This is a genomic window from Sphingomonas psychrotolerans, from assembly GCF_002796605.1.
GTDB lineage: Bacteria > Pseudomonadota > Alphaproteobacteria > Sphingomonadales > Sphingomonadaceae > Sphingomonas > Sphingomonas psychrotolerans.
This window is the reverse complement of sequence record NZ_CP024923.1, coordinates 4,402,974-4,418,939: the sequence shown is the minus strand read 5'-3', so window position 1 is coordinate 4,418,939 and position 15,966 is coordinate 4,402,974. Positions and strand designations below refer to the sequence as shown.

Genomic DNA, 15,966 nt, shown 5'->3' with positions numbered 1-15,966 from the left:
GGGTTGCGACTAGAAGTTGAAGCGGACGCCGGCACGATAGGTGCGCCCGACCGTGTCGTAGAGCGCCGGATTGACGTCGAGCCCGGTATTGGTCTGCGGCGACGGCGCGGGATCGTGGTCGAACAGATTGTCGACCTTGAAATAGGCCTTGATGCTCGACGTCACATTGTACGAGCCGCCGACATCGACGTAGAAGGCGCCCTCCATGCGATTGCGGTCGATCGTCGGGTGGTTGCCGGTCGATGCCGGGCAGCCCGAGCTGCAGACGACATATTGGTTGCCGTACACGCCATCCGAGAACCAGCGCTCCTGAACGGTCAGGCTGAAAGCGTCGTTCTCGTAGCTCTGGATCGCCAGCCACTTCCAGTCGGGGGTGTTGCCGCTGTTGGCACCCGCCTGGTCGACGGGGTCCACGCCGGCGATGCCCGCCTTGACGATGAACTCGCGGATATTGGTGCCCAGCGCGCGCAGCGTGAAGCTGCCCGGCAGACCCAGCGGCTGGGTCCAGCGATAGCTCGCCTCGATATCGAACCCGCTGGTCTTCCATGAGGCGAGATTGAACGGCTGGACGTTGATGAAATTGCCGCCCTGGACCGGGCTGTTTAGCACGAACCCGCCGCAGAAGGCCTGGTTGCCCTCGAAGCAGAAGCGGACGATCTGGTCGGCCGACAATGTCGAGACCACACTGTCGAGCTTGATGGTGTAATAGTCGAACGACAGGCTGAGGCCGGGTAACCAGGACGGGTTGGCGAGCGCGACGCCGACTTCGGTGTTGCGCGCGATCTCGGGCTTGAGGTTGGGATTGCCGACCGTGTTCTGGAACGCCTGCACTGCGCCGGCGGGGGGGAACGGATTGGCGAAGTTCGGCAATGTCGTCACGGTCGGCGCGGCGAACAGCTCCGACAGATTGGGCGCGCGGACGTCGCGCGACGTCACCGCGCGCAGGCGGAAGCCATCGAGCGGGGTATCCCAGGTGCCACCGATCTTCCACGCCCAGACGGTTCCTGAGGTGCTGTAATGCGTCACGCGGGCGGCGCCGTTGAGGTTGGCCTTGCCCGCCCCGCCGCCATCGAACAGCGGCAGATTGAACTCCGCCGAACCTTCATACACGTCATACGCGCCGCGGCCGTTCTTGTAGTTGCCGGCCGCCCAGTTGCTGCCCAAGGGCGCGTTGAGCAGCGGATCCGCCGGATAGGCGTCGCTGTTGGGGCTGAGCGTGCTGACGCCGGCGCCATAGGGATCGCCGTGCACGCTGTAGAATTCGTGGCGATACTCGCCGCCAAAGGCCAGTGAGAGCGGCCCCGCCCAGAGATCGAGCAGATTGCCCGAGAAATTGACGCTGGCGACATCCTGGGTGAGCCGGGTGCGCTGCATCGGCCCGTTCTGGGGCATGACGTAGGCCAGCGCCGCGACAGACGGCGTGAAGCCGCCGAACACGTTGATCGGCTGACATCCCGCGGCGCGCGCCGCCGCGTCGGCGCAGACGATCGCGCCGTTCAGCGTGATTGCGTTGGTTGCGGCGACATAGCGGTTCTGCAGGACGATGTTGTTGACGTCGATATGGGAAGTGGTGGTGCCGTGCTCGTAATAGGCATCATAGTTCCACTCTCCGCCGCCCACGTCGAACCGGCCCTTGAGGCCGCCGACGAAACGATATTGGCGCCGATCGGTATAGACTCTCGTATCGGGAAATGCCCCGTTGCTCGTCCCGAAATTGAAGCTGGTGATCCCCGCCGTGGTGCAGCGATCGCGCACCAGCTGCGGCAGGAACGGATTGGCGCACTGCACGGTGAGATTGGGCCGGTTGTATCCGGGGCTCGGCTGGTTGTTGGTCTTCACCTGCGCGACGTTGACCGTCAGATAGACTTCGTTGTTCGGGGCGAAATCGAAGCCGATCCGGCCGAAGCCGTTGACGCGCTGGAGCTCGGAGACCAGCGACGCGCCTGAGCCGGGCGCGCCCGACAGGTCGCCGCCGACGCAGAAGCTGTTGCCGGGAAAGCAATTCGACACGCGGCCATTGCCCAGCGGCGCGCCGTTCGACCCATAATTGAAATTATAGGGCGCCCCGTTCACGTCGAACGCGATGCCCTGGAGCGGGCCGTTGTTGATCAGGCCGTAGCGCGCATATTGGTAAGGCTGGGCAAAATCGCTGTAGACGAATTGTGGCGATCCGTTGTTGGTCTGCCCGGTATTGAGCAGCGTGGAAGCGCGATACCAGTCGCGCTTGCCGGCGAGATCGGTGCCGAAATCGCCGGGACCGACGCCACCGTCATGGGCGTATTCACCGCTCACGATCAGGTGCAGCCTGTCACCGGCCAGCGAAGTGCCCCAGGCAGCCTGGGCGAGGATCTGCTCATTGTCGCCATAGGTGGTGACGCCGCCCTGCACATTGCCCTTGAAGCCCTTGAAGCGCGTATCGGTGATGAAGTTGACCACCCCGCCGACTGCGTCCGAGCCATAGGTCGCCGAAGCGCCGCCGTTGACCACGTCGACGCGCTTGACCAGCAATTGCGGAAACATGCTGATGTCCGGCACGCCGGTGACGTTGGCGCCGACGACGCGCTGGCCGTCGAGCAAGGTGAGCGTGCGGATCGCGCCGAGACCGCGCAGCGAGAAGGAGCTCAGCCCCTGCTGGCCGCTCGAGGTGCTGAACGTCCCCGTCGAGGTGCCGGTCGAACCCTGCAGCGACGGCAATTGCGCGATCGTGTTGAAGATGTTGGGCTGGGCGTTGGCGGCGATCTGTTCCTCGCCGATGATCGTCGTCGGCGTCGGCGCGGTGAATCCGCTGGCGATGATGCGCGAGCCGGTGACGACGATATCGCCCTCCCGTTCGGGCGCCGCGTCGGGCGTCGCTTCGACCTGCGGAGCGGGCTCCTCCTCCTGCGGCGCCGGCGTCGTCTGCGCGTGCGCGGCACTCGCCAGCGCCATGGTGACCAGCGCGGTCAGGCTGACGCCGTAGCGCTGCCGATGGAGTGCGAAAATCCCCTTCATAAGTCCTACCCCTCCAAGAGTATTTTGGTTCTCGTTCTTTGGTCGAACGGTATCCCCCGCGTTGCTCCGCCGCACGTACGACAAAGGTCGTAGCGCCCGGCTCAGGGCCGCGCGGCGTAGAGCGCGTGATGGGTGAGAATGAACAAGGTCCGCCGGTCCGGACCGCCGAACAGGATCTGCAGCGGCCGCTCGGGAACGTCGATTCGCCCCGCTTCCTTGCCGTCGGCGGCGTAGACGAACACCTGCCCGTTCGCGACATAGACCCGGCCTTGGTCGTCGACCGCCACGCTCTCGCCGCCGCGATTGGCAAAGGGCTTGAGGTCGACCAAGGTCCCGCCGGGTCCGATCGTACCGCTATAGGTGACGTTTTCCGATCCGTTGGTGACGAACAACCGCTCGCCCTGCCGCCCGCTCACCAGCCCGTTGGCGTTGAGCCCGTTCGACCAGCGCCAGCCGACATGATCGGTCGGCCCCTGCTGCCAGACGCGAAACGCGGGAAGCGCGAGGCTGCCGTCGGGCGAGACATATTCCTGCGGCCTGGGCGTGCCGACCTCGCGGGCGAACATCTCGGCGAGCGTGGTGAACGCATAGCTTTGATGATCGAGCTGGTCGCGAAATTCGCCATTCTGCCACCAATTGACCGGCAACAACGTCTTGCCTCCGGCAGCGGCGCGCACCGGCGTCGGCTCGATCAACTTCAGCTGGTCGGGCGGCCCGGCCGGGTCGAGCGAATAGACCGCCCCCTTGGGTCCGAGCGACGAGAGCACGAGGAGGTGTCCTGAGGCATCGACAGCGAGATTGACCGGATCGAGCGCATGATCGCGGACGATCTCCAGCCCCTTCGCTTCACTCCAGCGATGGATCCGCTGGAAGCGCCGGTCGATGAAGTACAGCGCACCCTGCGCGTCGACTGCGGCGCCGGAGATCGACCAGAAACCCTCCGCGACCTTATCGACTTTCGTCGCGCTCGCCGCCGTCGCGATGCTCCGCTCCGCCGGGCCGATATCGAGCCTGGCGAACTCGCGCTCGCGCACCGCCAGCCCCCGCGACACGTCCTCGATCGCATTGTCGAACGGGTATTTGCTCGCGCGCAGGAAGGTCCCGCAGCCCTCGTCGTCGCAGCTGGCATAGCCGCTCTCGGCGTTCACATGGACGTTGCGGAAGCGGATGTCGCTTGAGTTGAACAATTTCACCGCGCTGCGTGCCGGGGCATAGCTGCGCGTCACGCGATAGCCGTGATAATTGGCGAAGAGCAGGTTGCGCGAGTTGCGGATCTCGAGCCCCACCGCATTGGGTCCGTCGCCCACCTCCTGCTCGGTCTGCGGCGCGAGGAATTCCCAGTTCTGGACATTGTCGAGCACGAACTCGTTGCGGGCGTGATGTTCGACCGACATTTCGTAGACATGGCCGGGCGTGCTGGTGTTAGTGACGGTAAAGCCCGCCGAGGCGAAGGTGTTGGGGCTCCACACATCGGCGAAAGTGCCGCCGCCGCCGTCGGTGACCCAGATGCTCGGATATTGCGCATCCATCCGCCCGTCGGACACCGGATCGCCGCTGCGCGCCATCAGCGTGCCCAAGGGCTTGCCGTCCGCGGTCGGGGTGCCGCCGCCGCCCATGATCTTGACGTCCTCGACGAGGCTGTGCTCGCCCGAACGCCACAGCAATGCGGATGCGCGCGGGTTCACCCGCCCGGTGAACAGGCCGAGGCCGGAGAGGATATTGTCGCCGCCGCGCGGAGTCTCGAGGATCGGCAGCACCGCGCCGAGTCCGGCATGGCGCGGATTGCCGTCGGGGAAATAGAGCTGGGCCATCGCCGGATGCAGCCCGATCAACACCGTGTCGGGCCGAAGCTTGAGGCTGTCGGTCACCTTGTAGAAGCCCGCCGGGAAATAGAGGACGCGCCGGGTGTCGATCGCGCGCTGGATCGCGGCAGTGTCATCCGCCTGCCCGTCGCCGACGACGCCGAGGGTGCGCACGTCGACCCAGTTCGCCATATCGGGGAGCGCGCGGAGCGCGGGAGCGCGCCGGGCCGGCATCGCCCGCAGCGGCTGGATATCCGCCTCGGTCGCATAATGGCCCATCTGCCCGAGCTCGGGAACGACGAGGCCGTAGGAGAAGGAGGCAACCTTATAGGCCTTGCCCTTGCCGCCGACGGTGCGCCCGCTGTCGCGGAACCGCGCGAACACCGGGCTGTCGACCGCGAGCGCGTTCTCGAACCCTATTTGGGTGAAGACGTTGTTCTCGTTCGAGATGACTACCGCCGCGCGGCTGACCTTCTCGAAGCGGACGTCCTTGCCCCACAGCGAGTCGCCATAGCCGCGGTCGATTTCGATCCCCACCGGGGTATTGCGGATCGCGACATTGACCAGCGTCAGATCGACTTCATGCTCGCGGATGGCCGCGTCGCTTTGCCCGTCGAAGGTCGAATCGAGCAAAGTGAATTGCCACGCAGGTGAGGTCTTCTCGGTGACGATGCCGTAGCGCCCGCCCTTGAAATGGACGTTCTCGATGACATTGCCCGCCTGGTAGACCCCCGCAAAAGCGGTGCCCAAGCGGAATTCCATGTCGCTCAGAAAGGCATGCTGGGCCATGCGGAAGCGCACGCCGGCGGCCGCGGGGTTCCCCTCGCCGATCTCGATGTCGACATTGCGCATCGACGAATAGAAAGTGCCGGAGTTGGCGTCGCGCACCACCTTGTCGCGCGGCACGATCGTCGGCACCGGCACCGGGACCTTGCCGACCTGGTATTGATCGTCGCCGCCGAACACGATCATCGTCGACACGCCCTGCTGGAAGCCCGGCGTGTCGGCGCCCAGCTGGATCACCGGACGGGTTTTTCCCACGCCATAGACACGGACACCCGCGGGGACGACCAAGGTGCGGGTGATACGGTATCTGCCCGATGGCAGGAAAACCATGCCGTGGCCGGTCTTGCCCCGCGCCCGGTCGAGCGCTTGCTGAAGCGCATCGCTGTCGTCCGCTTTGCCGTCGCCCTTCGCCTTGACGGTGATGGCACCGGGTTCGGCAGGCGCGGTCGGGAAGACCGAGACGCCTTGCGCCGCGGCCAGATCCGGCGAGATCGATGCAGCCGTGAGGAGCAGTACAGCCAGAACGCTACGCATGTTCATCCTCGCCTTCGCCTCTCGATCCCGCTGGCTAACCCGGCACCCGATCCAAGGCACGTGCGACCAAGGTCGTAGTTTCCAGCGCGCAGGCGGCGACCCAAAAGCACTGGAGCGTCGCGGCATTGCCCGCGGCGCGGGCCCGATGGGCACAACCTGATTTCCCGGGACGTCCGATTTGCCGCCATCCGTGATTCCCGCCCCGCCCTTCGCCCTCATCGTCATGGGCGTGAGCGGGTGCGGGAAATCGACCTTGGGCACCTTGCTCGCCGAAGCGCTGGGCTGCCCGTTTCTCGAGGGCGACGATTTCCACGCGCGCGAAGCGGTCGCCAAGATGCGCGGCGGCCAGCCGCTGACCGACGAGGATCGCTGGCCGTGGCTGGCGCGGCTCGGCGAGGCGACCGCCCGATCGGCCGCGGATCATGGCATGGCGGTAGCCGCCTGCTCGGCGCTGCGCAGATGCTATCGGGATCGCTTGCGAACGACGATCGGCCTGCCGGTGCGGTTCGTCTTGCTGGAGAACGACCGGAATCGATTGCTGGAGCGTCTGGCGGACCGCGCAGCGCATTTCATGCCTGTCAGCCTTCTCGACAGCCAGCTCGCCACGTTGGAACCACCGCTCGCCGACGAGGCCGCCATCACCCTTGTGACGGAGGATTCCCCGCAGGCTCTGCGCGACGCGGTTCTGGCACGACTGGCCGACGGCAAAATCTGTTAGACAGGTTTTCCTCGGAGACATTGTCTGAATACGGCGGGATTTCGCGCTTTTCTCACCCCCTGACAACGCTGGCGGCGATTTATCGCTTGAACCTGTCTAACTGATTCTTCTAGTGTTAGCGGTAACGAATCCTGTGGCGTTTCCGGCCTGAGCCGGATCCTCGCCGCGAACGGGATCGCGAACAGGAGAGGCAAGATGCATGCAGCGACCAATTTGCATGACAATCTCGATCACGAGCGGAGGATCTCCAAGCCTCCCTGCGCACCGCCGCGCCTCACACCGACGCAGATGGAGGTGTTGCGCTGCGTCCATTCGGGCCTGCTCAACAAGCAGATCGCCTATGAACTCGGGATCGCCGAGGCGACGGTGAAAGTCCACATGACTGCCCTGATGCGCAAGCTGAACGTCCGCAACCGCACCCAGGCAGCGATCGCGGCCGGAAGCTTCGGCTGGTCGCGGCCTTGATATAATGTCGTTGCCGGGCGCGGCTTCGCTGCGAGCCGCTGCCCGGTCACCCCGCTCGCCACTCGCTTAGATGGCTCGAGGCGCAAGGTTGGACCTGAGCGCTGCAACCTCGCCCGCTGCGCCTCGCTGATATAGACCGCCTGGCCGACAGCCCAGGCAGCATAGCGCGACGGCATCTCGGCGCACGCCAGGCGCAAGCAGCGCTGCGCCATCGCCCGCAAGCACTTCCATCTCAGGCTTCAGCCGACCTGCGCCAACACTCGAATATGCGCGACGATGCCTTTCTCGCCGCAGAGACCGAATAACTATGCCTATGGAGGATATTGGTCTGTGCAATTGGTATCTTGATTGGCTTGCACATTCCTTGATCGACTGATAGTCCACTACTATCGGCCAAGAGAGCCGAGCAATGTGAGAGGAGCCGGGCCTTGCGACTATGGATAGTTTCGACCCTCGCCGCTTCCCGGAAGCATCAAATGACTCGTATCCCACTCTTCCTTGCCGGCACCGCGCTGTTCGCAGCCGCGCCCGCCCGCACGCAGACTGCGCCGGGCACCCAGCCCACGCTATTTCGCGCGGCCGAAATGGCGGCAACCGCCAAGCAGGCGACCGCTTACCCCCTGTTCGCTGCCGAGCAGACGCGTGTTCGCAAGGAAGTCGACAAGGCGATTCGGGCCGGGATCGTAGTGCCGGTGCCCAGGGATCCGGGCGGCGGCTACACCCACGAGCAGCACAAACGAAATTACACCGCGATCTACGGCGCCGGGCTGCTGTTCCGGATCACTGGCGAGAAACGCTACGCCGATTATGCGCGTGCGATGCTGCTCGATTACGCCAGGCTCTATCCGACGCTCGCCAACCATCCCGCGGCGAGCGACCAGCGGCCGGGCCGGCTGTTCTGGCAGAGCCTCAACGACTCGGTCTGGGCGGTCTATGCCGTGCAGGGCTATGACGCAATCCGTGAGACGCTGAGCGAGACTGACCGCGCAACGATCGACTCCGGGGTCTTCCACCCGATGGCGCGCTTCCTGTCGACCGGCCAGGCAGACGAGTTCGACCAGATCCACAACCATGCGACCTGGGCCTGCGCCGCGGTCGGCATGATCGGCTACACGCTGCGCGAACCGGACCTCGTCAATGTCGCGCTCAAGGGCCTCAAGGGCGATGGCAAATTCGGCTTCCTCGCCCAGATCGACCAGCTCTTCTCGCCCGACGGCTATTATGTCGAGGGCCCCTATTACCAGCGCTACGCAATGCTGCCCTTCGTGCTGTTCGCGCGCTTCATCGAGGCGAACGAGCCGAACCGGCAGATCTTCAAGCACCGCGACGGGGTGTTGCTCAAGGCAATCCGCACGTCGATCCAGACGACCTATGACGGCTATTTCTTCCCGTTGAACGACGCGATGCCGGACAAGAGCCTGCGCACCGACGAGCTCTATCAGGCGGTGGCGATCGGCTATGAAGTCACAAGGGATCCGGCTTTGCTGTCGATCGCCGGGTGGCAGGGCCGCACCACCCTCACCCCCGACGGCCTCGCGGTCGCGCGCGATCTGGCGGGTGGCAAGGCAAAGCCTTTCCCCTTCGCCTCGCAATTCCTGAGCGACGGCCCCGATGGCGATCGCGGCGGCCTCGCGATCATGCGCTCGGGTCCGGGCGACAAGGACCAGGTGCTCGTCGCCAAGAACGCCGCGATGGGCATGGGCCATGGCCATTTCGATAAATTGTCGTGGATCCTCTACGACAACGGCCACGCGATCGTGACCGATTACGGCGCCGCGCGCTTCCTCAACGTCGAGAGCAAGGACGGCGGGCGCTACCTCAAGGAAAACGAGAGCTGGGCGAAGCAGACCGTCGCGCACAACACCCTGGTTGTGAACGAGACGAGCAATTTCGGCGGCAAGTGGAAGGCCGGCAACAAGCTAGCGCCCAGGCAACTCTTCTGGTCGAGCGACGCGAGCGCCACCGTCAGCACCGCCGAGATGATCGGCGCATATCCGGGCGTGCGCTATCGCCGCACCCTGGTTCAGCTGCCGGTCGAGGGCAGCGAGAGCCCGCTGGTCGTCGACTTGCTCGACGTGACCGGCGACAAACCCGCCACTTATGACTTGCCGCTCCATTATTCCGGCCAGATCACTGCGATCGGCTTTCCGCTCCAGTCGAACGCGACCGAACGGCCGGTGCTGGGCAAGGCGGCGGGCTATCAGCACATCTGGGTCGACGCGACCGGCACTCCGAATGCGGACAATGCCACGGTCACCTGGATCAACGACAACCGCTTCTACACCTGGCGGATGCTGCCTCCAGAAGGTTCGAGCGTGATCCTCGGCGAGAGCGGCGCCAACGATCCGCGCTTCAATCTGCGCCGCGAGCCGATGCTGATCCAGCGCGTCACCGGCGTGGCGAACACCCGGTTCGTCGGCGTGCTCGAGCCGCACGGCAATTACGACGCCGGCGAAGAGAAGACGATTGCGAGCAACAGCCGGATCAGGCGCCTCGCGCATGTCCGCACCGCCGACGCCGACCTGATCACGATCGATCTGGCCGACGGTGGCCGCGTCACGCTCGCCATCGCTTCGTCGGCCGATGCCAATGCCGCACACAGCGCCACGCTGGATGGCAGGAAGCTCGAATGGAACGGCCATTTCGCCCGCTTCGACACGCCCAAGGGCAGATGAGCATGGGCAAGGTCAAGGGCCTTCGCTGGCTGGTGATCGCGCTGATCGCCTGCGCCACCGTCATCAACTATATCGATCGCAATGCGTTGGCAGTGATGTGGCCCGCCGTCTCGAAGGACGTCGGCGCGGACAAGTCCGATTACGCGCTGCTCGTGACGGTATTCATGATCGCTTATGCCGTTGGCCAGTCGCTGTTCGGCAAGCTGATCGACCGGATCGGGACGAAGATGGGTTTCGTCCTGTCGATCGCGATCTGGTCGATCTCGATCGGCCTCCACGCCTTTGTCCGTTCGCTCGCGTCGCTCACCTTCCTGCGCGCCACCCTTGGTGTCAGCGAGGCGGGCAATTGGCCGGGTGCGGTCAAGGCCAACGCCTTGTGGTTCCCGCCACAGGAACGCGCCTTCGCGCAGGGCATCTTCAATTCGGGCGCGGCGATCGGCGCGATCATCGCCGCACCCGCAGTTGCCGCGCTCTATGGCGCGTTCGGCTGGCGGACCACCTTCCTGCTGATCGGCGTGCTCGGCTTCCTGTGGCTGGTGCCGTGGTTCTGGCTCTATCGCGGCGATCCCGATCGCCACCCGTGGCTCGGCGACGAAGAGCGCGCGCACATTGCCGCCCGCCCCGCCGCCGCTGACGGCGTAGCCGACGCAGCGCCCGCTCCCGGCATGCTGGCGCTGCTGCGCTATCGCCAGAGCTGGGCGATCCTGATCGCGCGCTTCTTTCTCGATCCCGTCTGGTGGCTGTTCGTGTCGTGGCTGCCGATCTATCTCGCCGAAACCTTCGGCTTCGACGTCAAACAGATCGGCATGTTCGGCTGGGTGCCGTTCGTCGGCGCGATGCTGGGAAGCCTCGGCGGCGGCTGGTTCTCGGGCAAGCTGATCTCGCAGGGCTGGACCGCACTCGGCGCGCGGAAACTCGCCATCGCGATCGGCTGCGCGATCATGCTGCCGGCGCTGCTGCTCACTGCCCGTGCCTCGGATCCGCTCACCGCCGTGCTGCTGATCGCGGTGATCCTGTTCGGCTTCCAGGTGGCGATCAACAATATCCAGACCATGCCGGGCGACTATTTCGCCGGCGGTGCCGTCGGCAGCCTCGCCGGCATCAGCGGTACTGCGGCAGTGGCCGGCACGCTCATCACGACGTGGCTGGTGCCCGTAATGACCCAGCACAGCTACGCCCCGATCTTCGCGCTCGCCGCGGCGATCGTGCCGCTTTCGCTGCTCGCCATCCTGCTGCTCGGCCGCGGTGTTCCGCGGACCGACGGCGCCCCCTCTATCGGCAACCAACAGGAATCAGCATGAAATTGAAGGACAAGGTCGCCATCGTAACCGGCGGCGGGCGTGACATCGGCAAGTCGGTTTCGCTGCAGCTGGCAGCCGAAGGCGCCAGGGTGGTGGTGAACTATCGCAGCGACGCGGAAGCCGCGCAGGCGACCGTCGCCGAGATCAAGGCCGCCGGCGGCACTGCGGTCCTCGTTCAGGCCGACGTGACCAAGGCCGACGACGTGGCGAAGCTGATCGCCGAGAGCGTCGCCGCCTTCGGCCACCGCGTCGACGTGCTGGTCAACGTCGCGGGCGGCATGGTTGCGCGCAAGACGCTGGCCGAGATGGACGAAGCGTTCTTCGACCATGTCATGGAATTGAACCTCAAATCCGCCTTCCTCGTCACCAAGGCAGTGCTGCCGCACCTCGGCGAAGGCAGCGCGATCGTGAACCTCTCCTCGCTCGCCGGTCGCGACGGCGGCGGACCGGGCGCGTCGATCTACGCCACTGCCAAGGGCGCTCTGATGAGCTTCACCCGCAGCCTCGCCAAGGAGCTCGGTCCGCAGGGCATCCGCGTCAACGCGCTGTGCCCGGGCCTGATCGGCACGAGCTTCCACGACATCTTCTCGAAGCCCGAGGGCCGCAAGGCAGTCGCGGGCAACACGCCGCTGCGCCGCGAGGGCCATCCGGACGAAGTCGCCTCGGCAGTCGTCTTCCTCGCATCGAACGACTCCGCGTTCCTGACCGGAGTCAATCTCGACATCAATGGCGGCCTCGCTTTCTCCTGAGCAGGACGAAGGCCGCGACCCGGGAGGGCATATGCTGAAAGTTGCAATCACGCTCGCCACGCTGGCGGCCCTGCCCGGGGCGGCCTTCGCCCAGTTTGAGGGCGCGCAGCCGCCGCTGGAGAAACGCGAGAAGCGCGTCGATGCACCGCCGATCACCGCATACAAACTCATCCTCGTCGGCGATTCCACCATGGCGCCGGGCAGCGGCTGGGCGTCGGCGTTCTGCGCGTTCCACGTCAAATCGAACGTGGCGTGCCTCAATCTCGGCCGCGGTGGCCGCTCGACCCGCAGCTACCGCGCAGAGGGCAGCTGGGCGATCGCGCTGGGCGAGGCCAGGGCCGGCGGATATGCCAAAACCTGGGTCCTCATCCAGTTCGGCCATAACGACCAGTCAACCAAGGCCGAGCGCTGGACCGATCTCACCACCGAATATCCGGCCAATTTACGCCAGATGGTCACCGAGGTGCGCGCCGCTGGCGCCGTGCCGGTGCTGCTCACGCCGCTCACCCGTCGCGAGTTCAAGGACGGCAAGCTGGCCAACTCGCTGGCAGCCTGGGGGGACGAAGTGCGCAAGGTCGCAACGGCGATGCAGGTGCCAATCGTCGAGCTGAACCGCGACAGCGCCCGCGCCGTCGAGCAGCTCGGGGCCGCGGAGGCGACCAAGCTCGCCATGGCCCCGCCCGCGGACGACGAAGTTGCCGCCGCCAGCGCCGGAACGACCCTGCGCCCACGCCCCGCGCCCGAGGCTGAAGCGACCGCCGAGCTACCGAAGACGGGCGCGCGCGGCCGCATCACGCTCAAGTTCGATTACACCCATGTCGGCGAAGCCGGCGCGCGCGTCTTCTCGAAGATCGTCGCCAACGACCTTGCCGTCGCGGTGCCCGAACTGCGCAACTATCTGCTTCCCTGACCTCCCAAGGCGCCTTTTCGCGCCCTCGATACGCCCTCATAATAGGATTGGATCATTGGTATCCAACCCATATTGACTGGCTCGTGATTATTGGTTCATACAACTGGTATAAGAATAAATCGGACGGAGAGGAAAGATGGCTGTCGCGAATAGGTCGCTCAGGCGCGGCGTGAATTACGCGCGCCTTGCGTTGATGGCGGGGGTTTCGATCGCCGCGGCGCTGGGTGCGGGTCCCGCCTTTTCGCAGGACACCCCTGCGACGCCAACCGGGCTTCCGGCCGAGGGTCAGGAAGACGAGAGCGCGCCGATCGTCGTCACCGGCATCCGCGAGACCATCCAGACCTCGATCCAGACCAAGCGCGATTCGGACACGATCGTCGATGCGGTCTCATCGAAGGAAATCGGCGAGCTCCCTGGTCAGTCGGTCGGCGAAGTGATCGCGACGATCACCGGCGCCTCGATCGACCGCGCCAATTACGGCCCTACCGAAGTCTCGATCCGCGGCCTTGGCTCGGGCCTCAGCATGACCACGATGAACGGGCGTGAGGCGACCAACGGTTCAGGCGACCGCGCAGTCAATTTCGGCCAGTTCCCCTCCGAATTGTTCAACGCGATCAAGATCTACAAGACCCAGCAGGCGAATTTGATCGAAGGCGGCGTCGCCGGCCTGATCGAGCTCGAGACCCGCAAGCCGCTCGACTATAAGCGCCGCTCGATCCAGGCCGAGATTAAGGGCAATTACAATCCCTATCAGGATCGCATCGCCGGCCAGAGCGGGTTCGGCCACCGCGCGACGATCAGCTATATCGACCAGTTCAAGGCCGGCTCGATCGGCGAAATCGGCATCTCGATCGGCTATCAGCGCAACGACGTGAACGATCCGGTCGAGCGTTTCTACACCAGCTCGACCTGGTTCACTTGCAACGCCGCGATCGTCTCGACCGCGAACTGCACCGAAGTCACGCGCCAGCAGGGCAATGCGGGGACGCCCTTCTTCCACGCGTCCAACTCGTATCTCTATCGCCAGATGATCACCTCGGACCTGCGCAACGCCGTGTTCGGGGCGCTCCAATGGCAGCCGAGCCCGACGCTCGACATCAATCTCGACGTCCAATATTCGCGCCGCCAATATAGCGAGACGCGCAACGATTTCGGCACCGCCGAGGGCCGGTACAACCTCCGCAACGTCGTGATCGGCGACGACCACCAATTGCTATCGGCCGATGGCTCGGCGACGCTGCAGACCGTCTCCGGGCTGTTCAAGCGCGACGAGAAATATCTCGGCCTCGGCGGCAATGTGGAGTGGAAGCCCACCGACCGGCTCACCGTCACCGCCGACATGGGCTATTCGCACACCACCCGACTCGACATCACCCGCCAGGTCCGCCTGCGCACCGATCCGTTCGACATCTATGGCGTGCGCACGCCGATCAACAACCAGCGCATCCCCTACCATGTCGACATGACGCAGAGTTTCCTGCCGGTCTTCACTTATGACGCGCGCTTCGATCCGGCGGACTATGAAGCGTTCAGCGACGATGCCCGCCTGACTCGCTCGCAGGACGGCCGCGACGACGAGATCTACGCGGGCAGGCTCGACGCCAGCTACGCTCTCGACGGCTTCATCAACCGCATCGAAATCGGCGGGCGCTGGGCGAAGCGGAAATTCTTCGGCTACAGCAACGACGTCAACATCGATCAGGCCGATCTCGCGGTCGATCGCCGGGTCAACCTCGCCTGCCGCACGCCGTTCGCGCAGAGCGGCTTCCTGTCCGACGCACCGAGCCCGGCGCTGGGCAATTACGCGACCTTCGACGTGCTCTGCCAGTTCCGCCAATATCTCGGCACCGAGGATCCCGGCCCGAGCGGCGATCTGCGCGCCGTCGAGAATTCAGACGTCACCGAAGAGACCTGGGCTGGCTATGCAATGGCCACCTATGCGGGCCAGATCGGCAGCGTTCCGGTGCGCGGCAATTTCGGCGTGCGCGGCGTCCATACCCAGGTCACTGCGCGCGGCCTGCGCGGCGATCTCGACATCGTCAACAACGCCGACGGCACGATCAGCCTGCGCGCGAACGGCAATTTTGCGGAGACAGAAGTGACGTCGGGCACGATGCGCTGGCTGCCGAGCTTCAACGCGATCTTCGACGTCGCGCCGAAGATCCGCGTGCGCACGGGCATCTATCGCGCGATGTCGCGCCCGGCGCCCAGCGCGCTCGGTGCCGGCCGCCAGATTACGCTCGAGACCGGCGCCGGCTTCACCAACGTCGCCGATGCGATCAACTCGATCATCGCCACCGGCAGCCCGCGTCTTAAGCCGACCATGTCGTGGAACGCCGATGCCGCGTTCGAATATTATGCTAACAAGGACACGCTGTTCGCCGCGACGCTCTACTACAAGCGCTTCACCGGCGGGCTGATGCCGATCGAGACCGACGAGGATTTCACGATCGGCGGCCAGACCTATTCGGTGCCCGTCACCCAGACCACCAACAGCGACGACCAGAGCGATCTCTATGGCGTCGAGCTGACCGCCAGCAATCAGTTCACCTGGCTGCCCCGGCCGCTCGACGGGCTGGGCGCGAAGCTGAGCTACAATTACGCCTGGTCCAACTACGAGACACAGGACATCCGCTATGGCGACGTGATCGACAGCGCGACCGGCGTAGTCGTCCCCGGCCTGATCCCCGCGGCCGGGCTCAGCGGCTATTCGAAACACGTCTTTTCGGCGCAGCTCTTCTACGAGCTGGGGCCGGCCTCGATCCAGGGCATCTACCGCTACCGCTCGCGTTATTATCAGGCGTTCACGAGCAACAATACCCAGCTGCGCTACGTCGAAGGCAACGACACCTTCGACGTCAATCTCGGCCTGAAACTCAACAAGATCGCCGATATCCGCTTCCAGGCGCTCAACATCTTCAACGAGCCGCGCGTCGAATATATGCCGATCGTCGGCAGCACCCGGAACGTGGAATATTATGGCCCGCAATATTTCCTCAGTCTGCGCGTTCGACTGCGCTGAGCCCTGCCCGGGT

At 65.1% G+C, this 15,966-nt stretch carries 9 protein-coding genes; 7 read left to right on the top strand and 2 right to left on the bottom strand.

What is annotated here, in order from left to right; genetic code table 11:
• Positions 1-9: 9 nt before the first annotated feature.
• Together CVN68_RS20085 and CVN68_RS20080 are read right to left on the bottom strand one after the other, a co-directional pair.
• Entirely contained in the window at positions 10-2,991 is a 2,982-nt protein-coding gene (locus tag CVN68_RS20085; RefSeq protein WP_100283764.1) for a TonB-dependent receptor plug domain-containing protein, read from the bottom strand.
• 101 nt (positions 2,992-3,092) lie between these two features.
• A complete protein-coding gene (locus CVN68_RS20080) occupies positions 3,093-6,119 on the bottom strand; it encodes a glycosyl hydrolase family 28-related protein (protein ID WP_100283763.1) in 3,027 nt (1,008 codons plus the stop codon).
• Between the two features lie 217 nt (positions 6,120-6,336).
• Between CVN68_RS20080 and CVN68_RS20075 the strand changes: the two genes are divergently transcribed.
• The 7 genes from CVN68_RS20075 to CVN68_RS20045 all read left to right on the top strand — a co-directional run bounded on the left by CVN68_RS20075 (position 6,337) and on the right by CVN68_RS20045 (position 15,953).
• Positions 6,337-6,831 carry a gluconokinase gene (locus CVN68_RS20075; RefSeq protein WP_100284564.1) on the top strand — a complete coding sequence of 165 codons (495 nt, stop codon included), beginning with the start codon at positions 6,337-6,339 and terminating at the stop codon, positions 6,829-6,831.
• 195 nt (positions 6,832-7,026) lie between these two features.
• Positions 7,027-7,296, top strand: coding sequence for a helix-turn-helix domain-containing protein (locus CVN68_RS20070; RefSeq protein WP_233503451.1), 270 nt, complete (start codon positions 7,027-7,029; stop codon positions 7,294-7,296).
• Positions 7,297-7,772: 476 nt separating this feature from the next.
• Positions 7,773-9,971 carry an alginate lyase family protein gene (locus CVN68_RS20065; protein WP_100283762.1) on the top strand — a complete coding sequence of 733 codons (2,199 nt, stop codon included), beginning with the start codon at positions 7,773-7,775 and terminating at the stop codon, positions 9,969-9,971.
• Positions 9,926-11,272, top strand: a complete 1,347-nt coding sequence (locus tag CVN68_RS20060) for an MFS transporter (RefSeq protein ID WP_199560147.1) — start codon at positions 9,926-9,928, stop codon at positions 11,270-11,272. Before CVN68_RS20065 ends, CVN68_RS20060 begins: the two co-directional genes overlap by 46 nt.
• Positions 11,269-12,021, top strand: a complete 753-nt coding sequence (locus CVN68_RS20055; RefSeq protein ID WP_100283760.1) for an SDR family NAD(P)-dependent oxidoreductase — start codon at positions 11,269-11,271, stop codon at positions 12,019-12,021. Before CVN68_RS20060 ends, CVN68_RS20055 begins: the two co-directional genes overlap by 4 nt.
• Before the next feature lie 31 nt (positions 12,022-12,052).
• Complete coding sequence (locus CVN68_RS20050; RefSeq protein WP_100284562.1) at positions 12,053-12,931, top strand: rhamnogalacturonan acetylesterase; 879 nt, start codon at positions 12,053-12,055, stop codon at positions 12,929-12,931.
• A 136-nt stretch (positions 12,932-13,067) separates the two neighbouring features.
• On the top strand, positions 13,068-15,953 hold the full coding sequence (locus CVN68_RS20045) for a TonB-dependent receptor (protein ID WP_100283759.1): 2,886 nt from the start codon (positions 13,068-13,070) through the stop codon (positions 15,951-15,953).
• Positions 15,954-15,966: the final 13 nt, after the last annotated feature.